Source organism: Hyphomonas sp. (assembly GCF_016125515.1).
In the GTDB taxonomy this organism is placed as follows: Bacteria; Pseudomonadota; Alphaproteobacteria; order Caulobacterales; family Hyphomonadaceae; genus Hyphomonas.
In genome coordinates, this window is record NZ_WGLO01000024.1 from 1 (window position 1) to 26,122 (window position 26,122).

25 protein-coding genes are annotated in these 26,122 nt (G+C 64.3%); 19 read left to right on the forward strand and 6 right to left on the reverse strand.

Annotated elements, in window-relative coordinates; genetic code table 11:
- Positions 1 to 176: 176 nt before the first annotated feature.
- The 3 genes from GC148_RS15505 to GC148_RS15515 form a co-directional block, all read right to left on the reverse strand.
- Positions 177 to 1,250 (reverse strand): sensor domain-containing diguanylate cyclase, encoded by a 1,074-nt coding sequence (locus GC148_RS15505; RefSeq protein ID WP_291072201.1) that lies wholly within the window; start codon positions 1,248 to 1,250, stop codon positions 177 to 179.
- A gap of 122 nt (positions 1,251 to 1,372) precedes the next feature.
- Positions 1,373 to 3,106, reverse strand: coding sequence for an AMP-binding protein (locus GC148_RS15510; protein WP_291072203.1), 1,734 nt, complete (start codon positions 3,104 to 3,106; stop codon positions 1,373 to 1,375).
- Between the two features lie 121 nt (positions 3,107 to 3,227).
- Entirely contained in the window at positions 3,228 to 3,980 is a 753-nt protein-coding gene (locus tag GC148_RS15515; protein ID WP_291072204.1) for a CAP domain-containing protein, read from the reverse strand.
- A 193-nt stretch (positions 3,981 to 4,173) separates the two neighbouring features.
- Here GC148_RS15515 and GC148_RS15520 point away from each other — a divergent pair, with 193 nt between their 5' ends.
- The 16 genes from GC148_RS15520 (at position 4,174) to GC148_RS15595 (ending at position 20,912) form a co-directional block, all read left to right on the forward strand.
- Positions 4,174 to 5,019: a 2OG-Fe(II) oxygenase gene (locus tag GC148_RS15520; RefSeq protein ID WP_291072205.1), complete on the forward strand. Its 846-nt coding sequence runs from the start codon at positions 4,174 to 4,176 to the stop codon at positions 5,017 to 5,019.
- A gap of 186 nt (positions 5,020 to 5,205) precedes the next feature.
- Positions 5,206 to 6,771, forward strand: a complete 1,566-nt coding sequence (locus tag GC148_RS15525; RefSeq protein WP_291072206.1) for a hypothetical protein — start codon at positions 5,206 to 5,208, stop codon at positions 6,769 to 6,771.
- A gap of 77 nt (positions 6,772 to 6,848) precedes the next feature.
- On the forward strand, positions 6,849 to 9,503 hold the full coding sequence (locus GC148_RS15530; RefSeq protein WP_291072208.1) for a TonB-dependent receptor: 2,655 nt from the start codon (positions 6,849 to 6,851) through the stop codon (positions 9,501 to 9,503).
- Positions 9,504 to 9,672: 169 nt separating this feature from the next.
- Positions 9,673 to 10,533, forward strand: a complete 861-nt coding sequence (locus tag GC148_RS15535) for a type II secretion system protein N (RefSeq protein ID WP_291072210.1) — start codon at positions 9,673 to 9,675, stop codon at positions 10,531 to 10,533.
- Entirely contained in the window at positions 10,530 to 12,500 is a 1,971-nt protein-coding gene (gene gspD / locus GC148_RS15540; RefSeq protein ID WP_291072212.1) for a type II secretion system secretin GspD, read from the forward strand. Before GC148_RS15535 ends, gspD begins: the two co-directional genes overlap by 4 nt.
- 7 nt (positions 12,501 to 12,507) lie before the next feature.
- Positions 12,508 to 13,992, forward strand: a complete 1,485-nt coding sequence (locus GC148_RS15545) for an ATPase, T2SS/T4P/T4SS family (RefSeq protein WP_291072214.1) — start codon at positions 12,508 to 12,510, stop codon at positions 13,990 to 13,992.
- Positions 13,979 to 15,190 (forward strand): type II secretion system inner membrane protein GspF, encoded by a 1,212-nt coding sequence (gene gspF, locus GC148_RS15550; protein ID WP_291072216.1) that lies wholly within the window; start codon positions 13,979 to 13,981, stop codon positions 15,188 to 15,190. Before GC148_RS15545 ends, gspF begins: the two co-directional genes overlap by 14 nt.
- Before the next feature lie 11 nt (positions 15,191 to 15,201).
- Positions 15,202 to 15,663, forward strand: a complete 462-nt coding sequence (gene gspG / locus GC148_RS15555) for a type II secretion system major pseudopilin GspG (protein WP_291072218.1) — start codon at positions 15,202 to 15,204, stop codon at positions 15,661 to 15,663.
- Positions 15,664 to 15,669: 6 nt separating this feature from the next.
- Positions 15,670 to 16,152 carry a prepilin-type N-terminal cleavage/methylation domain-containing protein gene (locus tag GC148_RS15560; RefSeq protein WP_291072220.1) on the forward strand — a complete coding sequence of 161 codons (483 nt, stop codon included), beginning with the start codon at positions 15,670 to 15,672 and terminating at the stop codon, positions 16,150 to 16,152.
- Positions 16,149 to 16,517: a type II secretion system minor pseudopilin GspI gene (gspI, locus tag GC148_RS15565; protein WP_291072222.1), complete on the forward strand. Its 369-nt coding sequence runs from the start codon at positions 16,149 to 16,151 to the stop codon at positions 16,515 to 16,517. Before GC148_RS15560 ends, gspI begins: the two co-directional genes overlap by 4 nt.
- Positions 16,514 to 17,131, forward strand: a complete 618-nt coding sequence (gene gspJ / locus GC148_RS15570; protein ID WP_291072224.1) for a type II secretion system minor pseudopilin GspJ — start codon at positions 16,514 to 16,516, stop codon at positions 17,129 to 17,131. The genes gspI and gspJ overlap by 4 nt, the downstream gene beginning before the upstream one ends.
- Positions 17,128 to 18,102 carry a type II secretion system minor pseudopilin GspK gene (gene gspK, locus GC148_RS15575; protein ID WP_291072226.1) on the forward strand — a complete coding sequence of 325 codons (975 nt, stop codon included), beginning with the start codon at positions 17,128 to 17,130 and terminating at the stop codon, positions 18,100 to 18,102. Before gspJ ends, gspK begins: the two co-directional genes overlap by 4 nt.
- Positions 18,099 to 19,217 (forward strand): type II secretion system protein GspL, encoded by a 1,119-nt coding sequence (gene gspL, locus GC148_RS15580; protein WP_291072228.1) that lies wholly within the window; start codon positions 18,099 to 18,101, stop codon positions 19,215 to 19,217. Before gspK ends, gspL begins: the two co-directional genes overlap by 4 nt.
- A complete protein-coding gene (gene gspM / locus GC148_RS15585; protein ID WP_291072230.1) occupies positions 19,214 to 19,675 on the forward strand; it encodes a type II secretion system protein GspM in 462 nt (153 codons plus the stop codon). Before gspL ends, gspM begins: the two co-directional genes overlap by 4 nt.
- Positions 19,672 to 20,430 (forward strand): type II secretion system protein N, encoded by a 759-nt coding sequence (gene gspN / locus GC148_RS15590; protein ID WP_291072231.1) that lies wholly within the window; start codon positions 19,672 to 19,674, stop codon positions 20,428 to 20,430. Before gspM ends, gspN begins: the two co-directional genes overlap by 4 nt.
- The gene (locus tag GC148_RS15595) at positions 20,427 to 20,912 is read left to right on the forward strand and encodes a hypothetical protein (RefSeq protein ID WP_291072233.1); all 486 of its coding nucleotides are present in this window, start codon (positions 20,427 to 20,429) and stop codon (positions 20,910 to 20,912) included. Before gspN ends, GC148_RS15595 begins: the two co-directional genes overlap by 4 nt.
- A gap of 2 nt (positions 20,913 to 20,914) precedes the next feature.
- Here GC148_RS15595 and GC148_RS15600 read toward each other — a convergent pair whose 3' ends face one another.
- The gene (locus GC148_RS15600) at positions 20,915 to 21,673 is read right to left on the reverse strand and encodes an LOG family protein (protein ID WP_291072235.1); all 759 of its coding nucleotides are present in this window, start codon (positions 21,671 to 21,673) and stop codon (positions 20,915 to 20,917) included.
- Positions 21,674 to 21,831: 158 nt separating this feature from the next.
- Between GC148_RS15600 and GC148_RS15605 the strand changes: the two genes are divergently transcribed.
- The 3 genes from GC148_RS15605 (at position 21,832) to GC148_RS15615 (ending at position 22,942) form a co-directional block, all read left to right on the forward strand.
- On the forward strand, positions 21,832 to 22,209 hold the full coding sequence (locus GC148_RS15605) for a cytochrome c (RefSeq protein WP_291072237.1): 378 nt from the start codon (positions 21,832 to 21,834) through the stop codon (positions 22,207 to 22,209).
- A gap of 112 nt (positions 22,210 to 22,321) precedes the next feature.
- Positions 22,322 to 22,714, forward strand: a complete 393-nt coding sequence (locus GC148_RS15610) for a hypothetical protein (protein WP_291072239.1) — start codon at positions 22,322 to 22,324, stop codon at positions 22,712 to 22,714.
- A gap of 51 nt (positions 22,715 to 22,765) precedes the next feature.
- Complete coding sequence (locus tag GC148_RS15615) at positions 22,766 to 22,942, forward strand: hypothetical protein (RefSeq protein ID WP_291072240.1); 177 nt, start codon at positions 22,766 to 22,768, stop codon at positions 22,940 to 22,942.
- 164 nt (positions 22,943 to 23,106) lie between these two features.
- Here GC148_RS15615 and katG read toward each other — a convergent pair whose 3' ends face one another.
- Positions 23,107 to 25,311 (reverse strand): catalase/peroxidase HPI, encoded by a 2,205-nt coding sequence (gene katG / locus GC148_RS15620; RefSeq protein ID WP_291072243.1) that lies wholly within the window; start codon positions 25,309 to 25,311, stop codon positions 23,107 to 23,109.
- A 177-nt stretch (positions 25,312 to 25,488) separates the two neighbouring features.
- Positions 25,489 to 26,121, reverse strand: a complete 633-nt coding sequence (locus GC148_RS15625) for a hypothetical protein (protein ID WP_291072245.1) — start codon at positions 26,119 to 26,121, stop codon at positions 25,489 to 25,491.
- Position 26,122 lies beyond the last annotated feature (1 nt).

Below are 26,122 nucleotides of genomic sequence, written 5' to 3' on the forward strand. Positions count from 1 at the left end.
CGCCGGATAACGCTCAATAATGCCATGTCCAACACTCCATGGTCCCCCGCTCGCCAAAGCCCGGGACCGGTTCAAACATGGGTCAGTTCTCAGTGGAAATTTCTGCCCTCCCAGGGTCAATTCTCAACGGCAATCAACACGCTGGGCCAGATCGGGCAGATCGGCCAATGCCCTGATCAGGCGACCGCGCGCCCCATTCCGTCGATACGCGACGGCGCAAGTTCAACGCGATTGCGGCCATTCTGCTTTGCCACGTAGAGCGCCTGATCGGCGCGCTCCAGAGTGGCAATGATGTCCAGTTCGCGGAGCGTCGGCTCGCTGATACCAGCGCTGATTGACACGCTGAACTTTCCGTCTTTGCCCGAAAATCTAAGCTCTGAGACCGCTTCACGTAGCCGGTCGGCCAGGACAGCTGCTTTCGACGTCTCAGTCTCCGGCAGCACAAGCGCGAATTCCTCTCCGCCAAGACGACCCAGCAAGTCCTCGTCGCGGATGTTGCGCGTCACACAAGACACCAGTTGTGTCAGCACTTCATCGCCAACCGCGTGACCATGCACGTCGTTTACCTTCTTGAAGTGGTCGATGTCGAACATCACCGCCGACATCGGCTTGCAGTGGCGGCTGGAGCGCAAGACTTCACGTTCCGCAAAGCGATAGAACGCCCGGCGGTTCAGCGCTTTCGTCAACGGGTCGGTCATAGCCAGATCGAACAGGTCGCACTTGTCATGCTCCGCCTCAATCAGGTCGCGCACCGCATATCGCGCGGCACTTCGGACACAGATGTCCTGGCTCATGATAGCGGCGAAGCTCTGCAACATCTGAAGCTTGTCGTCCCCAAAGACCTGCGGAACGTCACTCAGCAGGCAGAGGGAACCGAACCGTTTTCCATCCGGATCGCGCAGCGGCGCGCCCGCGAAGAAAGCGATCTTCGGCGAAACCGTTACAACGGGGTCCAGAGCAAAGTGAGGCTCTTGGCGGACATCGTGGATCGCAAAGGCGGATTGAGCGAGATTGGCATGCATGCAGAAGATGTCGAGCCGCTCGGCGTCTCGGGGATCAACACCATAGTCCGAGCTGTACCAGCTGCGGTAACGTTCATTCAGCGACGCCAGAACAATAGGAACGCCGAACGCCTGCGCTGCAGTCTGAGCGATCTGCCCGGCAAAATAGCCCTCCGCGCCATTGAGGATCCTGTAGCGCTGAAGCACCTCGTTCTTCTGCTGTTCAAAATGGGGGAGCGAAAAGATCATGATACGGAACTTCAAACTGCGTGATTCTGATTCGCAGACTAAAGCGTGAGCTGTTTAGCATTGGTTATCAGACCAATACCCGTTTAAATACTGAGGTGTACGCCCTGTTCCTGAGACCGTTCTCAGCGATTCGGCACCATCGTCCGCAGCTCCCGGCGCAGGATCTTTCCGATCGGCGACTTGGGCAGCTCCTCCACGAAGTGGATCTGCCGCGGACGCTTGTAACCCGTAAGCTGAACAGCGCAGTGCGCCAGGATCGCATCCTCGGTCAGGGCCGGATCGCGGCGTACGACGAAGGCATGCAACTCTTCCTCGGAATTGCGGGCCTTGATGCCCGCGCTGGCCGCCTCCATCACCCCCGGACAGGCGTTCAGCACTTCATCCACCTCGTTCGGGAATACGTTGAAGCCGCCAACCAATACCATGTCCTTGGCGCGGTCCACGATCCGCAGGTAACCGTCCGTATCCAGCACACCGATGTCGCCAGTGCGCATCCAGCCATCCACAAACGCGGCGGCCGTCTCGTCCGGACGGAACAGATAGCCCGTCATCAGCTGCGGTCCTCTGGCAACGATCTCGCCGGGCTCACCAGGCGCGCAGAACCGTCCGTGTTCGTCCATGATCGCAATCTCGGTGCCGGGCAGCGGGAGGCCCGCCGTCCCCGGACGCTTGCGCGCGTCGTGTGGATTGATGGCGAGCAGCGTCGTGGCCTCGGTCATGCCATAGCCCTCCACCACCTCGGTCGAGGTCATCTCGCACCAGCGCTGCGCGATCATGGGATCGAGCGCTGCGGCGCCGGAGATGGTCAGGGACAGGCGCGGCGGGTTCGCCTTGAACCACGGCTCTTCCATCAATTTCGCGAACAGCGAATTCACACCCGGGAACATGTCCGGCTGGAATTTCCGGAAGCTCTTTTTAAGGTTTGACAAGGGACGCGGGCTGGGCGCGAGAACGACATGTACGCCGTGCCGCAGCGCAATGATCGACGCGAACAAGCCAAACACGTGGTAGACCGGCAAGACCAGAAGCATCGTCTTGCCTTCCAGATCCGTCAGCTGGGGCGCAAGGCTCACGAACTGGTCGATATTTGTGACGAGTCCGGCTTCGGTCAGACGAACGCCTTTCGACACGCCCGTGGTGCCGCCGGAATACTGGTAGATCGCATCGCGGTCCGGCGACAGCTCATCCGTATAAGTAGCCGCCGTCACCGCGAACTGGCCACCCACCTCCAGCGCCTCGCGCAGCGTCACATGCCGGATCGCCAGCGGACGTGCCATTCGCTTGACCTTGTTGAGCAGGAAGTCCAGCCCAGCGCGCTGCAGACCCGGAAAGAAATCGGTCAACGACACTGAAATCACGTGGCGCACATTCGTGCCGCTCACAGCAGCCTCGATCGTGTCGGCAAACAGGGTCGACCCGATCAGCACTTCAGCCTTGCAGTCGCGCAGCTGGCGGCGGGTTTCCGTCTCGGTGTAGAGCGGATTGACGTTGGACAGCACAAGGCCGGCACGAAGGATCCCGAGCAGGCAGACCACATAGCTGATACAATTCGGCGACTGCACAGCGACCACGCTGCCCGGCTTGAGGTTCAGCACTTCGCGGAAATAGCGCGCCAGATCGGCAGACTGCGCTTCGGCTTCGGCAAAGGTCAGCGTCGCCGACAAGCCGTTCGGCAGCGCCGTCGTCAGGAACGGTTTTCTGCCATGCTTCAGAACGGCTGTCTGGAGAATAGCCTCCAGAGGCTCGGCGCGATAATCCGCCAGTGAGTTATGGAACGCGAGCGCCTCGGCATTGTAGAATTTCAGGTGCGCCAGCGGAGCGGACTGCGAATGGGAATGGAACGCGCCTGCACGCATGGATCGCCTCTATATCTGTGAACGGCGCCCACCTTTTCATAATATGGTTTGAAAACGCCGCAGGCGCGGGCATCAATTTGCCCGCGCCTGCTAACGTATCATCAAGGATTGGCGCAGCCGCTCAGTTCAGATGAACGTAAGGCCCGCGCAGGGTGTAGATGTCCTGACCGACGGCCACATCGAGGTCGAGGAAGCCTTCGAGCGACCGGCCTTGCGCGCCGCTGATCCGCCGGCCCGATCCACGTGCCAGTGGAGTGCCCTGCTTGTCGCTGAGCGACCAGCTGACCGGCGTCATGTCATCGCTGAACAGGTCGGCCTGGATCAGGGTCGAGCCATTCATCCGGCTCGGAAGAGGCTTTTCGAGCGCGCCATCGATCCGCGCGAACAGCTGCACCACATAGATTTTTCCGCCAGCCACATATGTGCCCATGCCCGCATGGGTGAACCCACGCCGCAGATTCTCGGCATTGTCGGCGTCGGACTGGATTGCCGAATGGATTTCCTCGGCCGACGCGCGGGCATCAAGCACAGCAAGACTGCTTCCGAACGATCCGATGAGCGCAGAGCGCTCAGCCATGCGAACCTTGTCGAGTAGCGAAGCGCCGGACGGATCGGCGTAGCCGACATAGCCGCGCAGCGCCATGTCGCGGGCATGTGCTTCGGCAACGGATGCGAGACCAGCGTCGTTCGCCAGCGGCGCGAGCGCGGACTGCATGCGTGTCGCGTTGGCGAGATCGAGCAGTGCACCATCGACATTGCGCTGGCTGACCGGACTTCCCGAAATCTCTGCCGCCTGGGCGAAGCTCACAGGGGTCGGTTTTGTTTCAGCAGTCGCCAATCCGTGCGCCGCAAGCGCCAGCACCAAGAGTGACATGGAAATGGAAGAGCGTTGTAACATAACTGTCACAATGTTCCTGTGACGCATTTGTGTCAAGCATGTACAGTGTGCTGTACTTTTTTTGTATCCTTTCGATTTGACGCAGTCACGCGGCCGCTTGCCTACATGCTTTTGTCATGGCGCCGTCATGTAACTGCCCTACCGTTTCCCAAACGACCGGGCTGGCGCCATGACGATTTCGATCGACGACGAACTGATGACCTTCACCTGGGTACGCCTTCGCGCTGGTATCGAGCCGTTCGAAGTGCGCAGGCTTCTTCGTCTGAAGGGGCTCACCGAGCCTCAGATCCGCGCCCTCATGCAGGAAGCTTATGATGGTCGGCGCCCGGTCTCGGACGTCCACCACCCGGCCCTCGTCCGAGCGGCCATAACCCTTCGCGAGCAAACCCATCCCGACATCCATCGCGTGCCGGTCGGCAAGGCACAGCTCTATGTCTGGAACAATTTCCTGCGGCCAGAAATCTGCGACAGCGTCGTCGACCTGATCGACCAGCAATTGCGTGCCTCCACCACAGCAGACACGTTCGGCGATCCGAAGATCCGCACGTCCCGCACCTCCGACATAGGCATGCTGGGCCACGATCTCATCATGCAGCTGGACGAGCTGATGGCCGAAGCGATCGGAATCCATTGGTCCTACAGCGACATCACACAAGGTCAGCGCTACGATCTCGACCAGGAATACCGCGCGCACTACGACTATTTCGTGCCGGGCTCGCACGAACACCAGGTGTACTGCCAGCTACTGGGCCAGCGCACATGGACCTTCATGATCTATCTCAACGACGTCGAAGAAGGCGGGGGCACGCGGTTTCGGCGGCTCGAACGCACCATCCTGCCCGAAAAGGGAAAAGCGGTGCTCTGGAACAATCTGAACCCGGATGGCTCAGTCAATCCGTACACGATCCATCACGGCATGAAGGTTCGCAAGGGCCGCAAGTACGTAATCACCAAATGGTTCAGGGAGCGCGGATGGGGCGAAATGTTTCCATCTGAATACTACACGAACCTGTAATTGTTGCCGATCCGACACAAGTTCGGCTGAAAAGCCGGTGTCACGCAACCGTCATCTAAACTTGCGGCAACTGTTGCAATCGTTTCTTAAGGCTCTGCTCGCGGGTAGGCGGGTGTCATCGTCTGAAATGCGCGGCGGACGTCTCCGCCGAAGCGCCCGCAAAGGGATCAGGACGGAGACTTCTACATGCTGAAACTCAAACCTTTCCGGTCGGCGCTGCTTGGTTGCGCGGCCGTAGGCATCCTTGGCGCCTGCAGCGGCTCCAGCGATGTGGCTTCGCCCGGCGTCGGTGCCTTCGTGCCCGCCCCCACGCCGACGACGCCCACCCCGACCACACCCACCCCGACCACGCCAACTCCCGGCACGCCCGCCGCGGATTGCCCGGCTGGCTTCTCCAACGTCGGCACCGTTTCCAACAAACGCATCTGCCAACTGCCGTCCACCATCACCGGCAATCTCGTGGTTCCCGCGCGTGCTGGCACAATCTACTCCATCAGCGGCCGCACCCAGGTCGGCACCGACCAGGGCCCGAACCCGCTCAGCCCGCTCACGGGCAGCGCCGCCGGCATCCTGACCGTCGAAGCCGGCGTCACGATCTTCGGCAACTCGGGTCTGGACTACCTCCTCGTGAACCGCGGTTCGCAGATCTTCGCTGAAGGCACGCAAACCAACCCGGTCATCATGACCAGCCGGCAGAACGTCGAAGGCACCGCCACCGACACGTCTATCGGCCAGTGGGGCGGTCTCGTGATCGCCGGCCGCGGCCCGACCACGGACGGCTGCACCACGGCGTCCGTCACTCCGCCGAACATCGCCTGCGAAGCGCAGGTTGAAGGCACCAACGGCTTCTACGGCGGCAACTCGACCGCCGATAACAGCGGCCGCATCCGCTACCTGCGCCTCTCCTTCTCCGGCTTCGAACTGGCGCCCGGCAACGAGCTGAACGGAATCACCCTGGCCGGCGTTGGCTCGGGCACCACGATCGACCACGTCCAGCTTCACAACAGCTCGGATGACGGCATCGAAATCTTCGGCGGCAACGTCAACCTGAAACACCTCGTCATTTCTGGCGCGGATGATGACGGCTTTGACCTTGACTCCGGCTGGCGCGGCGCTGCTCAGTTCGGGATCATCTACCAGCGTACCGGCGGCGGTGACCGTGGCTTCGAAGCCAGCTCGCGGGGCACGAACACCACGGACTTCTTCTCGCGCCCGACCTATTCGAACTGGACCATCGTGGCCCGTTCGTCGGCGACCACGGGCCGTGCACTGACCTTCAACAGCGGACACACGGGCCGGGTCTACAACTCGGTTATCACGGCGGCTGACGGCTCCACCAAGCAGTGCATCAACCTTGATGGCGCTGTGACGCTCACCAACGCCAGCTACGGCGCTGCGGGCTCCACCACGCCGACCGGCCCGATATTCAACTCGGTATTCCTGTCCTGCGCCGGTGGCAGCTATCACGGATCGGGCACGCTCACGGACGCCCAGGTCCAGGCCCAGGTTGAAGCCGGCACGAACATTGTCGTCGGAACTTCCACGCTGACCGGTGGGTTCATCAACGGCGCGAACGAAACTGCGGTGCCTGCGTCGACCTTCCCGACCTTTCTGAACACCGGCGTGGGTCTGTCGGGCTCGACCACCACGAACTTCCTGACCCCCGTCACCTATATCGGCGCCGTGCAGAACGCCTCCGATACCTGGTACGCGGGCTGGACCTGCGGCATCCCGGGCCAACCGGCCTGCTGATCCGAACTGCGACGACCGGGGGCCCATCGGGCCCCCGGTTTTCTGCATCATCCCAATTTTTATCAGGGCCCAATCCGATGAAATTCAACTCGCTCTCTCTCCGGGCGCTGCTGATCGCTTCAACAGCGATGCTGGCGCCGGAACTCGTTTACGCACAGACCGAAACGGACGTCGAAGCGGAACCGGAAACCAACACGGCTGAACCGTCTGACCTGAAACTTCAGGAAGTCGTGGTGCTCGGCCGTTACATTCCGGAAGTGCTGCGGAGCACATCGGAAGTCGCCGCCTTCCTCGCGCCGGAAGACCTTGCCCGCCAGGGCGATTCGGACGCGGCTGCCGCGCTCGCCCGCGTCACCGGCCTCAGCATCGCCGAAGGCAAGTTCGTCTATGTTCGCGGCCTTGGCGAGCGCTACTCGTCCGCCCGCCTCAACGGCTCGCCCCTGCCCAGCCCGGAACCGCTCCAGCGCGTTGTTCCGCTGGACCTCTTCCCCACCAAGATTCTCGAGAACGTCCTCGTCCAGAAAACCTATTCTGCGGAATATCCCGCCGAATTTGGCGGCGGCATCATTGATCTGCGCACGCTGAGCATTCCGACCGAGAGCTTCCTCGATCTCAAGATCAGCGGCGGCTGGAACAGCGAAACCACCAACCAGTCCGGCCTCGTTTATTCCGGCGGCAGCACCGACGCCCTCGGCTTCGATGATGGCACCCGCAAGCTGCCCGGACCGGTGCGGCGCGCCATGGCCACCGGCCAGCGTATCGTGAACGGCAACTTCACGCCGACCGAGCTTCAGGCCATCGGCACGAGCTTCACCAATGCCGAGATCAACCTGCTCCAGCAGAACGACAACATCCCGCTCGACGGCAGTTACTCGGCTTCAGGCGGCACCTCCTTCGACATGGGCTCGTTCGAACTCGGCATCGTCGGCGTTCTCGGCTACAGTAACGAGTGGCGCACGCGCGAAGGCCGCCAGGAAGTCGGCGAGATCAGCGGCGGCATCCTGCTCGCGCCGTCCTACTTCGACTACACCCGCACCACGCAGGACATCGGTCTCGATGGCATGCTCGGCATTGGCCTCGATTTCGGCGACGACAAGATCGACTGGACCAACCTCTACATCCGCCGGACCTCGAAAGAAGCCCGGTCGACCGAAGGTTTCGACGATCTGGCATCGCGCTTCACCCGGACTCACCGCACCGCCTGGTACGAGCGCGAACTATACAGCACACAGCTCAACGGCAAACACTTCCGTGGTCCCTGGACCTTCGACTGGCGCACCGCCCTGTCGCAGACCAAACGCGACGCCCCGTACGAGCGCGACATCCGCTATGTCGATTCGCCTGTGCTATCTGGCTATGTGTACAACCCCACCGGCAATGGCTCGGCCAACAACCTGTCCTTCAGCTACCTGGACGATAAGGTGATCAGCGCCGGCGCAGATGTCACCTATACCCAACCCGTCTCCTCGGCACGCGACATCGAATACTCGGCCGGTTTCGAAGCCTACAAGGACGAACGCAGCGCCCAGCAGCGCATCTTCCAGTTCATCCCAGCCAACCCGCCGCTCGATTTCCTGTTGACCCAGGAGCGCGCCGACTACCTGTTCGCGAACTACAACATCAACCCGGTCAACGGGTTCGAACTTCGCGAGATCACCGGCGCATCCGGCTCGGCCGCCTATGACGCCGATCTCGAAGTCGTCGGCCTCTACGGCAAGATCGACGCAGAAGTCCTTCCGCTGGTGCGCGTCGCTTTCGGCGTGCGTTATGAAAACGCCGTCCAGTCGACCACACCGCTGTCGCTGATTGCGTCGGAAGCCGCGCCCACCGGCGCACCGAGCGTGAAGAACAACTACATCCTTCCCGCCGGCACGCTGACCTGGAACTTCGCCGAGGACCAGCAGGTCCGCCTCGGCTATTCCAAGACCATCGGACGTCCGCAGTTCCGCGAACTGGCACCGCAGCAATACTACGACCCGGACAGCAGCCGCATCTTCATCGGCAACCCCTACCTGACCGACACCGAGATCACCAACATCGACGCGCGCTACGAGTATTATTTCGACCGCGGCCAGTCGCTCACCTTTGGTGTGTTCTACAAGGATCTCGACAAGCCGGTCGAAGCCGTGGTTGTCACCCAGAGTGCCTCGGTGTTCCAGACCTACCTCAACGCACCGAAAGCCATCCTCACCGGCGCCGAGGCAGAGTTCAAGCGGACCTTCGAATCGCCCTTCAGCGGCCCCTTCCTCGGTTCCAAGGACTTCCTCGTCCAGGCCAACTACACCTACACGACATCGGACGTGCAGGCCGGCGCCGGCGATGTGGTCTATCCGCTGCAGGCCGCGGGCCAGCCGCGTCCGGCCACAAACTTCATCGTCGATGGCTCGCAGCTGCAAGGTCTCTCCGAGCACCTCGCAAACCTGCAGCTCGGTTGGGAAGACGAAGCCGCGAAGTCGCAGCTCACGCTGCTTGCCACTTATGCGAGCGAGCGCATCACCGCGCGCGGTCCCGGTGGTCAGCCTGACTTCGTGCAGGATCCCGGCATCAACCTGGACCTCGTCTACAAGAAAGGTCTGGAACTCCGCGGCCGTGAATTCACGTTCGACTTCAAGGCCCAGAACCTGCTCGGCCAGGATTTCGACGAATACCAGTCGGGCAGCGGCGGATACGTTCAGGTCAACCAGTATGACGTCGGCACGACGATCTCTCTTGGTCTGAGCACGGAGTTTTAACCTGCGCGTACGCGGACCACGGCCGCATTGCAGTCGGAGACCGTTGCCTTGGCGCAACGGTCTCGTGACTGAAACAAAAATGGAACCGTTTCGTCGCGGAACTGTCGCACAAGTGTGATTAGCGTGCAGGGGCGGATCCAAGGGGTTTCGGATGGTTGCACTTTTCAGAATGGAAAGAAGCGTTCCTTACGCGCGCGTTGAGCAAGCCGGCCGTCTGGCGGTCGAATCGCTCCTCACGGTGACGGCGGGCTTGCTCCTCGGGCGCCTGGCTTGGGTCGCGCTCGCGCCAGGCGCTGCAGTACCTGCCCCGCTCGACCTTGCTGCGTCGCAGGTGCCTGATTCCAGCCTGCCCGAACAAGCCCTGCTGGTTCAGATCAACCCGTTCGACGGACCAAATGGGCTGGAACTGGCAAGCCAGACAACCAGCCGTGAAACAACGCTTGATCTCAAACTCGCCGGTGTGCGCGCTGTCGAAGGCGACACGATCGCCAGCAGCGCCGTCATCTCATATCCGGATGGCCATCAGGCACGGTTCGTGCCGGGCGATCAGGTCATGCCCGGCGTCGTCCTCGTGAACGTGACAGTGGATTCGGTGCATCTCAGCCGAGATGGCACGCTCGAGTTGCTAAGTCTCTATCCCGCCAATCACGAACTTTTTGCACCTTCGACACCCACGCCGGAAACAGCGCCGTCCATGGACAGCGCCGCCCTGTTCACCTCCGCCGACATCGCCCCCGCCTTTGAGGTCACGCCGGCCAGCCTCGCCGCCGACACGATCCTGACGCCGGAATATCGCGGCGGGCAAGTTTCAGGCTACCGCCTCGCACCGCGCGGCAATGGCGCCTTCGAAGAAGCCGGCCTCAAAGCCGGTGACCTGATCCTGCGCATCAACGGGCAGGCCATCGAGGGTATGCGCCCCGACCAGATCAATCGCACGGTCGCGACAGGAACGGATGTGGCACTCGATGTCGTCCGTCAGGGCGCCATCGTCCGCCTGCGCGTCGCGCCCAACGCAAGCCTTTCCCAATGAAAAACCGGATCCTGTTTGCGGCCGCCGCCGCGCTTACCGTGTCCCAGATCGCGGGCGCCCAGGCGCAGCCAACGTCTGAGGAAAAACACGTTCTCAAGCTCGATGATGTCGAGCTGAACACGCTCATCGCCGATGTGTCGATGCTCACCGGCTACACCTTCATCACCCACCCGGATGTCCGCAAGGTGCGCGTGTCGGTCGTCTCCCAGACCCCGATGACGTCTGCCGAGGTATTCCAGGTTTTCCTGACGACGCTCCGCGTTCAGGGCTTCGCCGCGATCCCGGCCGGCAAGGACACTTACCGGATCGTGCCGGAAGCCATCGCGGCCACCGAAGCGCCGACCTCCGGCCAGGGCGCCAATGCGTTCGTCACCGAGATCTTCAAGCTCGACAATGCCAACGCAATGGATGTCGCCCAGCAGATCAAGCCCATCCTCGACAGCCAGGGCCAGGTCGCTGCGAACACTAATACGAATACGCTCGTCATCGTCGACTATGCTTCTAATATCCAGCGCGTCCGCCGGATGATCGAGACGATCGACCGAGACCAGACGGTTACGGAAACGGTGGCGCTGCGCAACGTGCCCGCGCTCGAAATGGAAGCCGTGCTGAACCGCCTGCAGGGTGATCCCGCCTCAAGCGGCGGTCAGACGCAGAATGCGCGCCGTTTCGTCGCCGTCGCATCGCAGACCAGCAACGCCATCCTGCTGCGCGGCGACACGGCCTCTGTCGAGCGCGCGCGCCGCGTTGCCCTGCAGCTCGACCAGACCGAGCCACAGCGCGACAATATCCGCGTGATTCCGTTGAACTATACCGACGCCGCCGAGATCGTTCCGATCCTCGAGCAACTCGGCCAGAGCATGGCCGCTCAGCGCGCGCCGTCTGACACGTCCCCGGCGTCCCAGTCGATCTCGCACCACCCGGCCACGAACTCCCTGATCATCAGCGGCAATGCCGAAACGCTGGTTGCCATGGAAAAGGTCATCGCGGCGCTGGATGTGCGCCGCCCGCAAGTGATGGTCGAGGCGATCATCGTCGAGATGTCGGATGACACGACCAAGGAGCTTGGCCTTCAGTTCCTGCTGTCGGGCACTGGCAACAGCGATGTGCCCTTTGCTTCCACCAACTTCTCGCGCTCGGCGCCGAACCTCCTGGCGCTGACCGGCGCCCTGGTGACGGACGCCTTCACGGATCTCACCACGGACAACCCCTTCCGTGACGCAGCGATCAGCTCATTGACGGGTTCCAGCGGCCTCACCCTGGGCTTCGGCGGACAGTCTGGTGACAGCCTGTTTGGCGTCATTCTCAACGCGGTCGAGAATGATACAAACTCGCGAATCCTTTCGACTCCGTTCGGCATGACCCTCAACAACGCAACTTCCTCGCTGATCGTCGGTCAGGAAGTTCCGGTCACAACCGGACAGGTGCTCGGCGATTCCAACTCAAACCCGTTCCGCACGGTCGAGCGCGAAGATGTCGGCATCAAGCTCGAGGTCACTCCGCGCATCGGCGAAAACGATACTGTCCGCCTCGACATCCGCCAGGAAGTCTCCAGCGTCTTCGGCAGCGTCGGCACGGTCACCCCTGACCTCATCCTCGACAAACGCGAGATCACGGCCAGCGTGCTCGCAGATGACGGCGAAATCATCGTGCTCGGCGGCCTCGTGGAACAGACCGATATGCTGCGCGGGTCCAAGGTGCCGTTGCTGGGCGATATCCCGGTGGCCGGCCGGCTGTTCCGCTCAAATGGCAAGGCCTCCGTCCGCCGCAACCTGATGGTCTTCCTGCGCCCCACCATCGTGCGCAGCAAGGAAGATGCCCGCGATCTCACCGACCAGAAATATCTCTATGTGCGCGGTCAGGAACTGATGCGCGGTGTCACGCCGGAAGGCTCCATCGATCACTTCGTCGCAGACGTGTTGGGCAATGCAGGCCCGATGGGGCCGGCGGCCAGCACGTCGAGGTAGGCGTCCCATGCGCGCGCAGGTCCAGTATGCGTTCGCGAAGGACAAGGGCTTCGCTGTCATCCCGGGCCGCGAGCCCCTAACCGTCGCGGTGCGTGAAGGTGCCTGTCCGCTCGCCCTCGCTGAGGTCCGCCGCGTCCTCGGCCAGGCCTTCCTACTCGAACTGCACTCCTCGGTCGAATTCGAACGCCTCCTGTCTGAAGGCTTCGGCGGCGGAGCGCTCGACGGCACAGCCGCAGCCGCCGCCGAGAAGCAGCAGGATCTCGAGGCCCTGTTCGACGGTATTCCGCAGACGGAGGACCTTCTGGCCGGCGAAGGCGACGCTCCCATCGTCAGCCTGATCAACGGCCTCCTGCACGACGCCATAAAGCGCCGCGCCTCGGATATCCACATCGACCCCTTCGAGGAAAAGCTCTCCATCCGCTACCGCATTGATGGCGAGCTCCAGGAAGTTCTCGTCGCCTCGCGCCGCATCGCCGCGCCCCTGGTCTCGCGCATCAAGGTGATGAGCCGGCTCGACATTTCCGAGAAACGCATGCCGCAGGATGGCCGCGTCTCGCTGTCACTCGGCGGGCGCGCGCTCGACGTGCGCGTCGCGACTCTGCCCACTCGCTATGGCGAACGCGTGGCCCTGCGCATCCTCGACACCCGTCAGGCCCTGATCGGCCTCGACGGTCTCGGCATGGACGCCGCCACCCATGACCGCTTCAAGGCGGTCCTCGCAGAGCCCAACGGCGTGATCCTCGTCACCGGCCCCACCGGGTCCGGCAAGACGACCACGCTCTATTCCTCGCTCGCCCTGCTCAACACGGGCCGCGTCAACATCATGACGCTCGAAGATCCGGTCGAGTACGGCCTCGACGGCATCAGCCAGACACCGATGGATCACAAGGTCGGCCTCACCTTCGCCGCCACGCTCCGCTCGATCCTGCGCAACGATCCGAACATCGTCATGGTCGGCGAAATCCGCGACGCCGAAACGGCCGAAGTCGCGCTGGAATTCGCCCTCACAGGCCGCCTCGCTCTCTCCACGGTACACACCAACAGTTCAGCCGGCGCCATCACTCGCCTGCGCGACATGGGAATCGAGAGCTTCCTGCTCGCCTCTACCCTGCGCGCCGTGCTCGCCCAGCGCCTGCTGCGCCGCCTCTGCCCGCTCTGCAAAACGGCGTTCCAGCCGGACGCTGCCCTGCTTGCCCGTCTCGGCCTCCCGGCCGACTTCACCGGCACCTTCTACCACCCCGGCAGCTGCGACGCCTGCGCCCGCACCGGCCATTCCGGCCGGCTCGGCGTCTATGAACTGCTCGTCGTCAAAGCCGACATCAAGCGCCTGATCCACGAACAGGCGAGCGAAGAGGCGATCGAACGCGCCGCCTTCTCTAATGCCGAAATGCTCTTCACCAACGGCCTGCGCCACGTCCTCTCGGGCGAGACCAGCCCGGAAGAACTGCTCCACGTCTGCCGCAGGGAGTCCTGGTCTAATGGCAGCGTTTGACTACAAGGCTCTGACGGCTGACGGCCAGCGCACCAGCGGCGTCATCTCCGCCGACACGGCCCGCGCCGCCCGCCGCGAATTGCGCGCGCGCCAACTGACGCCGGTCGAGATCCACGAGGCGGGTCACGCCAAAGCCGGCGGCCAGCGCCTGCGAGCCCGTTTGTCCCACAAGGAACGCACCCTCTTCACGCGCCAGCTCGCCGTCCTGCTGCAATCCGGCATGACCGTTGAGGAAGCCCTCACCGCCGCCGCCGCTGATGGCAATCCGAAATCGGTAAAAGCGCTCGTGCTCGGCGTGCGCGCGCAGGTCCTCGAAGGCGTATCGCTGGCCGATGCCTTGCGCTCCGCGCCCGCTGCCTTCCCGCCGCTCTACCGTTCGGTTGTTGCCGCAGGCGAAGCGGCCGGCCGCCTTCCCCCCGTACTTGAGCAACTCGCCACCAATCTCGAGCGCACCTACCGCATGACCGCCACCGCCCGCGCGGCGCTGGTCTATCCGGCCGTGCTCGGCGTCATGGCGATGCTGATGGTGTCGGCGCTCATGGTCTTCGTCGTGCCCAAGCTGGTCGAACAGTTCGCCATGCTCGGCACCACCGAGCTGCCTGTGCTCACCCGCCTCGTGATCGGCACATCTGATCTCGTGCGCAGTTGGGGCTGGCTGATCGCGCTTATCGTCGCTGGCGTCACCTTCCTGTTCACACAGGCCTTGCGCACGCCGGCCTTCCGCAGATCGCTCGACGTCTTCCTGCTGGGCCTTCCGCTCATCGGCCCGTTGATCCGTACCCTGTCGGCCTCCCAGTTCGCCCGCGTACACGCGACGCTCGCCAGCTCCGGCGCAACCGTCCTCGAAGCCCTCTCCGCCGCCCGCGGCGCCATGGGCAACACGGTCTTCCGCGAGGCGGCCACAGCCATCATCGAAAAGGTCCAGCAGGGCGGCTCGCTCTCATCGGCCATGAAAGCCACCCGCGCCTTCCCCCCGCTTCTCACCCACATGGTGCAGAGCGGTGAAGCCGCCCGCGACGTCCCCGCCATGATGAACCGCGCGGCCGACTTCCTCGAAGGCGAATTCGAAGCCACCACCCGCACAATGCTCAGCCTGCTTGAACCGCTGATCATCGTGGTCCTCGGCGGCGTCGTCGGCACCATCGTGCTCTCGATCATGTTGCCGATCATGCAGCTCAACACCCTTGCCCTCGGTTGACGGAGGAATTCATGACCCATCCCGCCCTATCCCGCCGCAATGCGGCCCGCCGTGCCCTGCAGCGCGGCTTTTCGCTCGTTGAACTCATGGTCGTGGTCTTCATCATGGGCCTGCTCGCGACCCTGATCATCGTCAACGTCGCCCCGGTCGGCGACCGGTCACGCATTTCGAAGGCAAGGTCGGATATCGCCAGCCTTGAAAGCGTCCTCGAACAGTACAGCCTCGACCTCTACAACTATCCCAGCGCCGCCGAAGGCCTTGCTGCCCTCTCCGCTCCGCCTCCGGGGGTAGATGCAACGCTGTATCGTCAAGGCGGCTATGTCCGCCGTATACAGAAGGATCCGTGGGGCAATCCCTACCAGTACGTGATCCCGGGCACGCGCTCCGGCGGCCGGTTCGATCTCTACTCCTTCGGTGCGGACGGCCAACCCGGCGGCGAAGGTCCCGATGCCGACATCGGAAACTGGGACTGACCCGGCATGCCTGGCCGCACCTCGCACCCTTGCATCGCTCGACCCCGCGCCGCGCCAGCGCGCGAGGCCGGCATGTCGCTGGTCGAGGTTCTGGTCACACTGTCGATTGCGGCGCTGGCATCGGTGCTCATCGTCGCAACAGCGCGCCCGGCCGATCCCTTGAAATCCGAATCCGAACAGCTCAGCCGCGCTGTCGCCCAGCTTGAGGCGCGCGCCCGTGTCTCTGGCCGGCCGACCGCACTCATGCTCGACGAGACCGGCTATACCGGCGCCGACTGGCAAGGCGGTGTATGGGTGCCGGCCCGGTCGTCGCGGCACACCTTCGCGCGCGGCGTCACCGCCCGCCTTCCGGACGCACGCGCAGCCCGCAAGAGCGATACGGGATCGACACCCGCGCTGATCTTCGACCCGCTCAGCCCTTCCGACCACACGCCGCTGCGCCTGCGCAACAAGACCGGCGAGCACGACATCCCGGTGGGCGGCTCATGAACACCCGCGGCTTCTCCCTCCTGGAAACCATGGTGGCCCTGTCCGTCTTTTCGGTCGCCGCCATGGGCCTCCTGTCGCTCAACACGCAGTCGGTCCGTATCAGCGGCGAACTCGACACGCGCCTTCTCGCGCGCACGGTGGCAGAAAACGTCGCAGTAGATACGGTTACCCGCAATCTGGACGGCATCGGCCGGACCACTAATGGTGAACAGGTCCAACGCAAGCGGACGTATGAATGGACCCGCACGCTCGAAGCGGCATCAGGCAGCGGGCTCTATACCGTCCGCATTGATGTCACCGAAGCCGGCAGCGACCGCGTCCTCGCCCGGCTTTCCCTGCTCACCATGGGGAGCGAGACGCCATGACCATTCGTTTGCGCGCCCAAGCTGGAGTCACGTTGATCGAGACGCTGGTGGCGCTGTTCGTGATCGCCCTGATGGCCACCGCCGGCGCGGTCATGACCGGCCAGTCCCTGCGCGGTGCCCGCGCAGTCGAAACACGCGGCGACGCGGCAACCAACCTGTCCTCGGCGCTCGCGATGCTCTCGGCCGATCTCGCCGCCTATGCCAGCCGCCCGAGCCAGGATGCCACGCTCAGCGATCCACCCTTCGCCTTCGAAGGTTATCCGCCGCGCGCCGATGGACGGCTCATGATTTTCGTGCGCAATGGCTGGCAGAATCCAACGGGAAGTCCGCGCAGCGACCTGCAGCGTGTCGAATATCTTTACACGAACCGTTCGCTGATTCGCCGCGCCTGGTCAGCGCCTGATCCGGGTCCCGCCACACCCTCGATTGACCAGACGCTGCTTACCGGCCTGCAGCGGATCGATATCCGCTTCGGGCGCGGCGACACGTGGCGGTCGGAATGGCGCGTGCGCCCGGATGGCGAGCAGCCGGGTCCTCAAAAAGCCGAACTGGTCTTCACGTTCGGGGATGGCGACACGCTCACAGCCCGCTACCTCATCGGAGGCGGCGCATGATCCCCGCAAGTCGCCAGGCGGGCGCTGCCCTGCTGTCGATCCTCCTGATCGTCGCTACGCTGTCCGTCGCCGCCGTGATGGCGACCGGCGCCATCGCCCGGCAGACCGCCATCCAGAAACTTGGCGCCCGCCGCGCGGTCGCGGCGTGGGCCGCCCGCTCGGCCGAGGCCGCCGCCCTGGCCTCCGCCTCCGATCTCGTATCCGCAAGCCGCCTGCCGCCCACGGGCGACGGCGCCGACCGGGCGCAGACCGTTGCGCTGCCAGTCGAAGGCGGGCAGGTCGTCCTCACGATGCAGGAGCAGCGTCCCTGCTTCAACCTGAACACGCTCGGCGATCCCGATCCCCTTGTCCGCGAGCAACGCAGCGCGCAGCTCACCTTGTTGCTCGAAGAGCTCGGCGTGCGCGGCAATGAAGCGGATGCCCTGATCGCCACGCTGGCGGACTGGATCGATACCGACACCGTCGAAAGCCCGGCTGGCGCCGAGGACACCACCTACCTGTCACGCGAAGACGGCTTCCGCGTCGCCAACCAGCCACTCCGCAGCCTGAAAGAACTCGCGGCCCTTCCCGGCTTCACGGCCGACCTGCGCACTGCTCTCGCCGCCCATACCTGCGCCGCGCCCGGCACGGACATGGCGCCGCTGAACCTCAACGCCTTCACCGCCGCGGATGCGCCGCTGGTGCACGCCGTCACGCAAGGCACACTGTCGCTCGCCGAAGCCCGCCGCTTCATCGACGCCCGGCCCGCCACCGGCTGGGCCAGCCTTGAGGCCGTGCAGACATACGCGGCCAGCCGCCCCGCCCTTGAACAAGCCCTCACCGGCCTTCCCCTGACGGTCCGGGGCGAGTATTTCGTTGGCCGGGGCGATGTCCAGCTCGACGCTGGCAGCTGGCCCTTCCGCTTCATTCTACGCGCCGGAACGGCCGCCCCTGCCCGCATCGTCTGGCACACTTTCGGAGACGCCGGATGAGCGCTGAACTCTATATCGACCTTCCGGCGAGCCCCGGCGCACCGCTCCGGATAGCCCGCCTGCGAGGCGGTCAGCTGGAGGAGGTGTCCCCCTCCAGCCTGACCGTCAGCAGCCGGGCGAAAGCCGTCGCCTTCGGCCCCGCACTCGCCGTCAGCCGCTTCCGCATCGCGCTGCCCGCCCGCAACGAGAGCGAAGCGCGCAAGGCCGCCCTCTTCGCGCTGGAGGACGATCTCGCCCAACCCGTCGAGGAGATCGCCGTCACCCTCGGCCCGCGCCTCGCCGCCGGGCCCCCGCGCGATGTCTATGTCGTTGACCGCGCCCTCTTGAAAGCCTGGCTCGCCGAGCTGGACGCTCTCGGCCTGACCGGATGCCCCATCATTCCCGAAGCAAGTCTCCCGCCCTCCGGCGCGCACGTCTACCGCTTCGAGGACCGCCTCCTGCTCGCCGCCACCGAGCGCACCTTCGGCGCCGATGCCAGCCTCCCCGAAGAAGCTCTCCGTGCCCTGATCGACGCTGCCGGCCTCACCCAGGCCCCGGTCACCCATGCCGGCGCGCTCGCCACGCTCGCCCAGCTGCACGCCGCCAATCAGGGCATCATCCTCGATGGTCCGGACGGCATGCCCGCCCGCCGGCCCGGCACCCGGGGCGGCCGCGCCTGGTTCACGGCCGCTGCACTCGCACTCGCGGTCTGCGTCCTGTGGCTCTCGGCGGTCTGGCTGGACACCCGCAACCTCGCCGCCGCCGCAGACGCACAGGACACGGCCGCCCGCCAGCGCTTCCACGCGCTCTATCCCGGCGCGCCCGAGCCGGCCGACCTCCATGCCGAAATCCGCCGCCAGGCCCAGCGCGCCGAAGCCGCCCCCCGCACCCGCTTCCAGCCGCTCGCCGCCGCCGTCTACGCCGCCCTTGCCGGCAGCGACACGATCCGCCTTACGCGCCTCAGCTGGACCGCCGCTGACGCCGCCCTGCACGCCGATCTCCACTTCGCGGGCCGGGCCGATGAAGCCGCCTTCCACGCCCGCCTCCAGGCCGCCGGCTGGGCGTCCGAGACCACCGTCGCCACCGACACCGCCCTCGGCGTCGATGCCACCATCACCGTGAGGGCCCAGCCATGATGTCCTGGTGGTCCGCTCGCGCCCCGCGCGAAAAGTTCCTGCTCACCCTCGCCGGCCTGCTGGCCGCGGCCGCGCTGCTCGTCCAGGGCGTTCTGGTGCCCTCGCTCCACGCCCGCGACGCCGCCCGTCAGCGCGCCGATGACGCCGCGCGCACCCTCGTGCGCCTCGACCGTCTGCAACAATCCGGCGCCGCCTACGCCCCGGCAACCGCGCCCATGGCCCCCGCCGAAGCTGCCGCCCGCGCCGCACAGGCCGCCACTGAGCTCGGCCTCACACTGCTCCCCGGCGCCGATCCCCTGCGCTTTGCATTTGACCCGGCCGAGCCGACTGTTGTCTTCTCCTGGATTGACCGGGTCGAAGCCGAATCCGGCCTGTCGCTGCAGTCTGCCGAGCTGGCATCTGCCGGCGCAGGCCAGGTCGCCGCGACGCTGGTCTTTGCTGGAGATCCCCCGCAATGATGCGCCTGTTCCTTGTCCTGCTCCTCGTCGCCGGCTTCTTAGCCGGCGTCTTCATCTTCGCCCCGCTCGGCCAGGTCCTGCAGCTCACCGGCGCCAGCAAGCACGGCTTCAGCTGGACCCGCGCAGAAGGCTCGGTCATGGACGGCCGCCTGCAGGGCATGAACTTCCAGGGCAAGAATTACGGCGATGCCGGCCTCAAGCTCGACCCCGGCGCGCTGCTGGGCGGTCGCGTCCAGTATGCCATCGACTGGGCCAGCGAGCAGGGCCGCGGCATCGGCAACATCTCCTTCGGCTCCGGCCGCGAAATCGAGATCCGGGACTTCGACATCGACCTTGACCTCCTCCGTCTCGAGCAAGCCGCACGCTGGATCCAGCAATCGGGCGGCCGCGTGCAGCTCACCGGCGGCAAGGTCCGCTTCAAGGACAACCAGTGCGCCGAGGCCACCGGCACCGCCCGCAGCGACGTGCTGGACCGCAACCGGGAAATCCTCGGCTCGGGATGGACCGACATGCAGGGCGACCTGCACTGCAATGAGGGTGACCTCATCATCCCGCTCCAGTCTGAAAACGGCTCCGGCACCCGCTTCCTCGCCCAGCTGCGCGTCGCCCCCGGCAAACCCGGCCGGTTCGAAGCGCGCGTTTCCGGCATGATCCCCCGCCAGCTCCAGTTCGCGCTGCCCATTGCCGGCTTCAAACCGGACGGCAACGACTTCGTCTACGCCTATGCTTCTTCGCTCCGGAACAGCCCGTTATGACCCGATCTGCCCTTTTCGTCCTCGCCGCCGCCGCGCTCGCCGCCTGTGCCGGCACGCCGAAAGAAAACTCCGCCGCCACCGCTGAAACGCGCGCTGCTGCAATCGACACGGTCCCGGACACCGGCCTACCGGCCCAGCGCCTCGAACCCGGCCAGTGCGGCCTGTTCCTCTGGAGCATGTCGGCCCCGCGCAAGTTCGTGTTCTTTTCCGAGGCGACGTCCGGCGGCGGCCTCGTCCTGATCAACGACGAGCCCGTCCGTGTGCAGATGACCTCCACTGGCGGCGACGTCTTCGGCCAGTTCCTCACGAACAGCGAATTCCAGGATGCCACGACCGGCCGCATCGTGCAGGTGATGATCAATCCCGGCGAGTCGCTCGAAGGCGGGCAGCGCGTGGAGAGCGGCAACCTGCTCGTCCACAATACCGACGGCTGGGAAACCGTGCTGCCGGTCACCGGCGTACGGGCTTGCCTGCCGGGCTGACCTCAGGGCTGGGCGTCCGGCGCCCGCCCGGTCGTCAGGCCCCGCGCTTCCAATTTTGCCCAGGCCTCTTCCGGATCGTCCGCAAAGTCGAAGCCGTTCAGGTCTTCCGGGCTGATCATGCCCGCGTCCAACAGCGCATCGAAATTGATCACCCGTTTCCAATAGGCGCTGTCATAGAGCACCACCGGGATCATCGGCGCCTTCTGCGTCTGGCTCAGTGTCAGCAGCTCGAACAATTCGTCCAGCGTGCCGAAGCCGCCGGGAAACACCGCCAGCGCCCGTGCCCGCATGGCGAAGTGCATCTTGCGCATCGCAAAATAGTGGAACTGGAAGCACAGCTCCGGCGTGATGTAGGGGTTCGGCTCCTGCTCATGCGGGATCGAGATGTTGAACCCGATGTTGACCGCCCCGGCATCGTGCGCGCCGCGATTGGCTGCCTCCATCACCCCCGGTCCGCCGCCGGTAGCAATCACATTGTCGCGCCAGCCATGATCCTTCGTCAGCGCGCCGCCGCGCTCGGAGGCGATCCGCGCAAACCTCCGCGCGGCCTCGTATACGCCCGACTGCCAGGCATTGCCGTTTTCCCCGACGCGCGCACTGCCGAACACCACGATGGTCGACCGGACACGGTAGGCGCGCAGATGCTCCTCGGCCTTGGCGTATTCCATCATGAAGCGGGCCCCGCGCATCGAGTCGCCAAGGATGAACTCCTGATCCATCGCCGCCAGTTTGTACGTGGGCGCATTCTTGTAATCGGCCATCGGTCTCTGCTCCATTCTACAGGTTCCCGATAACCGCCTGCGCGCAGATGGCGTCAACCCCCATTGCTCCACGCTTCATACGGAGGTTCCCGTATCTCGCGGCACTTGGTACATCTCTACAATCAGACACGCCGGATTTCTCCGGACTGGAGCCCGCCATGACGCCCCACTTTGCCCGCCTGAAACCCGCCGCCCTTGCTGCCGCCTTGATCTCGGCTGGCCTGCTCGGCGCCTGCACCAGCACCGCGACGGACACCGCCGCGACCGTCCCCGCCTCGACACCGAAGCTGCGCGGTCAGGCGATTGCCGAACAATACTGTTCGGGCTGCCATGCCATCGGGCGCAGCGACAAGAGCACCCATCCGGATTCGCTGCCCTTCCGGAAGATCTCGATGCACTATCCGGTCCGCAATCTCGAAGAGGCGCTCGGCGAAGGCATCCTCGTCGGCCATCCCGACATGCCGCCCTTCCAGTTCGAGCCGCAGCAGATCGACGATCTGCTGAGCTATATCGAGTCGATCCAGGACCCCGCCTGACACACCGGATTTTAGTTGCAGAAGTTCCGTCTTGCGCCACGCGCCGGACCGATGACCACAAGCCAACGCGCGTCTGAATCCGGCAGGACATATGGCGTGTTAATCTGACCGGATGACCCGAGGCCATTCCATCTCCGGCAATCCCGGCGCCCGCGTGGCGCAGCCCACCTGGACTTTGCTGCGCAGCTGGATCGCGCTCCTCTCCCTTATGCTCGGCGCGCTGACCCTGATTGCGCCCTCGCCGCTGCGCCGCCGCGGGCTACGCACACTGGGGAAACCCCTCGGCAAACTCGAACAGATCCTCCGCAGCCTTCTGGTTTTGATGCACGCACCCGCTGCCCCGGCCAAAGGGATGCCCTTCATAGCGCGCTCTGGATCGGACGCGCCGCGCCGCCAGCGCCGCCGCCGGCATTTTTCCCTCACGTTAAGAAAGTTCAGCTGGGCGCCCATCCCCCTGACGCTGCCTGCCTCCGCACACGGAACTTCCGGGCCCATCACGGCATAACGCCTCGATCCTTCCGCCGCCCTCAAACGCCGCTTTGACGCCCTCCGCGCGATGCTTGCCGAGCCGGCGCCCCACGCCGCCCGGATGACCGCGCTGCTGGCTGCACATGGCCTGCGGCTGCACGCGCCGAAACCGCTCATCCCGGCGGCCGTCGTCTGGACACTCGAACACGGCCACGCGCCCGTTAAGGCACTGGCGCACGTTCCCGCACATCCCGATACGTCCTGAACGCGGCCCTTTCCTGGCAATCCAGCACTTTTCAACGGCCGCAGCCCCTGCGTTCCGGTCGCACCTCCTGGCGTGAACAGAAAAGGGCGGACCAACCGGCCCGCCCTTCCCTCAATCTACGCTACGCTACACTTCGAGCGGGCCCTGCGACCCGGCCGCAAGCCTTAAGCCAGGTCGAACCGGCCGAGGTTCATCACCTTTGTCCATGCCGCCACGAAGTCCTTCACGAACTTCGCCTGGCCGTCATTCTGGCCATACACTTCGGCAAGCGCCCGCAGCTGCGAGTTCGAACCGAAGACGAGGTCGACACGGGTCGCGGTCCACTTGGTCTTGCCCGTCTTGCGGTCACGGCCCTCATAGGTGCCATTGGCCGCCGGCTGCCAGGAAGTGCCCATGTCGAGCAGGTTGACGAAATAGTCATTCGTCAGCGTGCCCGGACGATCCGTGAACACACCATGCTTTACGCCGCCGGTATTCGCGTCGAGGGCACGCATCCCGCCGAGCAGGACCGTCATTTCCGGCGCAGTCAAAGTCATCAGCTGGGCCCGGTCGACCATCAACTCTTCCGCAGGGCGTTGGATGCCCGGACGGAGATAGTTGCGGAAGGCATCGGCGGTCGGCTCGAGCGGCGCGAAGGAATCCGCGTCGGTCTGTTCCGCCGTCGCATCCATCCGGCCCGGCGTGAAGGGCACCTTCACGTCATGTCCGGCCTTCTTTGCAGCGGCTTCAACGGCCGCCGTACCGGCCAGCACGATCAGGTCGGCCAGCGAGACTTTCTTGCCGCCGGTTGCGGCGGCGTTGAAGTCCTTCTGGATTCCTTCCAGTGCGGACAGCACTTTCGCGAGTTGGGCCGGATCGTTCGCCGCCCAGTCTTTCTGCGGCGCCAGACGGATCCGGGCCCCATTGGCCCCGCCCCGCTTGTCGCTGCTGCGATAAGTGGCCGCCGAAGCCCAGGCCGTGTTCACGAGCTGGGAGATCGACAGACCGGAGGCCAGGATCTTGGACTTCAGGTTTGCGATGTCGGCGTCGTCAACCAGCTTGTGATCGACCGCCGGGACCGGGTCCTGCCAGATCAGGTCTTCCTTCGGCACTTCCGGGCCGAGATAGAGCGTCTTCGGTCCGGAATCGCGGTGGGTCAGCTTGAACCAGGCGCGGGCAAACGCATCGGCGAACTCTGCCGGATTGGCATGGTAGCGGCGCGAGATCTTCTCGTAGATCGGATCGAAACGCAGCGACAGGTCCGCCGTCGTCATCATTGGGGCGTGCTTCTTGCCGGGATCATGCGCGTCGGGGATCATGTCCTCAGGACGCACATCCTTCGCCCGCCACTGGTGAGCGCCCGCCGGGCTCTTCACCAGTTCCCACTCGTAGCGGAACAGGACGTCGAAATAGCCCATGTCCCACTTCGTCGGGTTCGGTTTCCAGGCGCCTTCGATGCCGCTGGTGATGGTGTCGACACCTTTGCCGCTGCCCATCTTGTTGATCCAGCCGAAGCCCATCGCCTCAAGCGGCGCGGCTTCCGGTTCCGGCCCGACATTCGATTCAAGACCCGCACCATGCGCCTTGCCGAACGTGTGGCCACCGGCCACCAGAGCAACGGTCTCCTCATCGTTCATCGCCATCCGTGCAAACGTCTCGCGCACGTCGCGGCCCGAAGCGACCGGATCGGGATTGCCATCCGGACCTTGCGGGTTGACGTAGATCAGGCCCATCTGAACCGCGCCGAGCGGGTTTTCGAGATCGCGGTCGCCGGAATAGCGGCTGTTCGGCTTGTCGCTCGTCGCCAGCCATTCGGTTTCCGAACCCCAATAGACGTCTTCTTCCGGTTCCCACGTATCCACGCGGCCACCGCCAAAACCGAAGGTCTTGAAGCCCATCGATTCGAGCGCGACGTTGCCGGCGAGAACCATCAGGTCCGCCCAGGAAATCGCGTTGCCGTATTTCTGCTTGATCGGCCAGAGCAGACGGCGGGCCTTGTCGAGGTTGCCGTTATCCGGCCAGCTGTTGAGCGGCGCAAACCGTTGCTGGCCTGCACCTGCACCCCCGCGGCCATCGCCAACCCGGTAAGTGCCGGCGCTGTGCCAAGCCATCCGGATGAACAGACCGCCGTAATGGCCCCAGTCCGCCGGCCACCAATCCTGGGAATCGGTCATCAGCGCCTGAAGGTCCGCCTTGAGCGCGGCGTAGTCGAGCTTCTTGAAGGCCTCGGCATATTCGAAAGCCGGTCCCATCGGATTCGACAGCGACGATTGCTGGTGAAGGATTTTCAGGTTCAGCTGGTTCGGCCACCATTCCGAATTGGTCGGCGCCGCGGCATTCGTATGGCTGCCGGCGCCGTGGATGACGGGGCATTTTGCTTCGGTCGTCATGAGTTTCCTCCGAGGGTTGTTGTGGGGTTGAACGGGTGCAGCCAAGCTGACCATATGCGAGGCATAGAGCAAATAGATTTTAGGTCACGAAGGTATAGGCCGCGTCACTGGCATATGTTCGGGACATTCGGCCACTCGACCGGCGGAATCGCAAACCAGGCCCGACGCAGGGCCAATCTACTGTACTTGCGTGTCAGAAACGTCGGCGTCAGGAACGCTCTCGTCAGCCGGCGCGCTTTCGGTGTCCGTCTGTTCGGCCGGCAATTCCTCGAAACTTCCGGTCTCATCCGCAGCCTGGTCCATTTCGGGCAGCATGGCGAGCCATTCCACGCCGAGACCGAATTTCGGATTACCGAGTTCACGGTAGCCGAGCACTTCGGGATGCATCGAATTCCACACCTCAACGGCATAGGGCTTGAACAGCTCGATCGAGACGGCCATGTCGCAGATCTCGCTTTCGACGCAAATCTGAAGAGCATCGAAAAAGTCGAAATAGACGAAGACATCCGTCAGCTTCAGATCGACCGAAGCCGGATCGGCCATATAGTCATAAATCTTCTCGCGCGCCGCGAGTTGGTCGCTTCGGCTGAAGATCTCGAACATCTTGAAGGTTTCAAGATAGGTCGCCTTGATCTCGGCGTTGAACTGGGCTTCCTGCAGCTCGTATTCCTTGACCGCCTGTTCGTATTCCTTGTCCGCCTGCGCCTGCTGCTGCTCAAGCGCTGTCCAGCCACCGGCACCGGCGCCGACAATCCCGACCCAGGTGGCGATCACTGTCGACCAGCCTGCAAACCCCATCTTCTCCGCCACC

Bases quoted from the DNA above. Each gene is read 5' to 3' on its own strand.
- GC148_RS15615 (WP_291072240.1), top strand. From the start codon at position 22,766: ATGCTTGCCGAGCCGGCGCCCCACGCCGCCCGGATGACCGCGCTGCTG.
- GC148_RS15520 (WP_291072205.1), top strand. From the start codon at position 4,174: ATGACGATTTCGATCGACGACGAACTGATGACCTTCACCTGGGTACGC.
- GC148_RS15560 (WP_291072220.1), top strand. From the start codon at position 15,670: ATGCCTGGCCGCACCTCGCACCCTTGCATCGCTCGACCCCGCGCCGCG.
- GC148_RS15595 (WP_291072233.1), top strand. From the start codon at position 20,427: ATGACCCGATCTGCCCTTTTCGTCCTCGCCGCCGCCGCGCTCGCCGCC.
- GC148_RS15525 (WP_291072206.1), top strand. From the start codon at position 5,206: ATGCTGAAACTCAAACCTTTCCGGTCGGCGCTGCTTGGTTGCGCGGCC.
- gspJ (WP_291072224.1), top strand. From the start codon at position 16,514: ATGACCATTCGTTTGCGCGCCCAAGCTGGAGTCACGTTGATCGAGACG.
- katG (WP_291072243.1), bottom strand. From the start codon at position 25,311: ATGACGACCGAAGCAAAATGCCCCGTCATCCACGGCGCCGGCAGCCAT.
- GC148_RS15505 (WP_291072201.1), bottom strand. From the start codon at position 1,250: ATGATCTTTTCGCTCCCCCATTTTGAACAGCAGAAGAACGAGGTGCTT.
- gspI (WP_291072222.1), top strand. From the start codon at position 16,149: ATGAACACCCGCGGCTTCTCCCTCCTGGAAACCATGGTGGCCCTGTCC.
- GC148_RS15535 (WP_291072210.1), top strand. From the start codon at position 9,673: ATGGAAAGAAGCGTTCCTTACGCGCGCGTTGAGCAAGCCGGCCGTCTG.
- gspF (WP_291072216.1), top strand. From the start codon at position 13,979: ATGGCAGCGTTTGACTACAAGGCTCTGACGGCTGACGGCCAGCGCACC.
- GC148_RS15530 (WP_291072208.1), top strand. From the start codon at position 6,849: ATGAAATTCAACTCGCTCTCTCTCCGGGCGCTGCTGATCGCTTCAACA.
- GC148_RS15605 (WP_291072237.1), top strand. From the start codon at position 21,832: ATGACGCCCCACTTTGCCCGCCTGAAACCCGCCGCCCTTGCTGCCGCC.
- GC148_RS15515 (WP_291072204.1), bottom strand. From the start codon at position 3,980: ATGTCACTCTTGGTGCTGGCGCTTGCGGCGCACGGATTGGCGACTGCT.
- GC148_RS15610 (WP_291072239.1), top strand. From the start codon at position 22,322: ATGACCCGAGGCCATTCCATCTCCGGCAATCCCGGCGCCCGCGTGGCG.
- gspK (WP_291072226.1), top strand. From the start codon at position 17,128: ATGATCCCCGCAAGTCGCCAGGCGGGCGCTGCCCTGCTGTCGATCCTC.
- gspG (WP_291072218.1), top strand. From the start codon at position 15,202: ATGACCCATCCCGCCCTATCCCGCCGCAATGCGGCCCGCCGTGCCCTG.
- gspN (WP_291072231.1), top strand. From the start codon at position 19,672: ATGATGCGCCTGTTCCTTGTCCTGCTCCTCGTCGCCGGCTTCTTAGCC.
- gspD (WP_291072212.1), top strand. From the start codon at position 10,530: ATGAAAAACCGGATCCTGTTTGCGGCCGCCGCCGCGCTTACCGTGTCC.
- gspL (WP_291072228.1), top strand. From the start codon at position 18,099: ATGAGCGCTGAACTCTATATCGACCTTCCGGCGAGCCCCGGCGCACCG.
- GC148_RS15510 (WP_291072203.1), bottom strand. From the start codon at position 3,106: ATGCGTGCAGGCGCGTTCCATTCCCATTCGCAGTCCGCTCCGCTGGCG.
- GC148_RS15600 (WP_291072235.1), bottom strand. From the start codon at position 21,673: ATGGCCGATTACAAGAATGCGCCCACGTACAAACTGGCGGCGATGGAT.
- GC148_RS15545 (WP_291072214.1), top strand. From the start codon at position 12,508: ATGCGCGCGCAGGTCCAGTATGCGTTCGCGAAGGACAAGGGCTTCGCT.
- gspM (WP_291072230.1), top strand. From the start codon at position 19,214: ATGATGTCCTGGTGGTCCGCTCGCGCCCCGCGCGAAAAGTTCCTGCTC.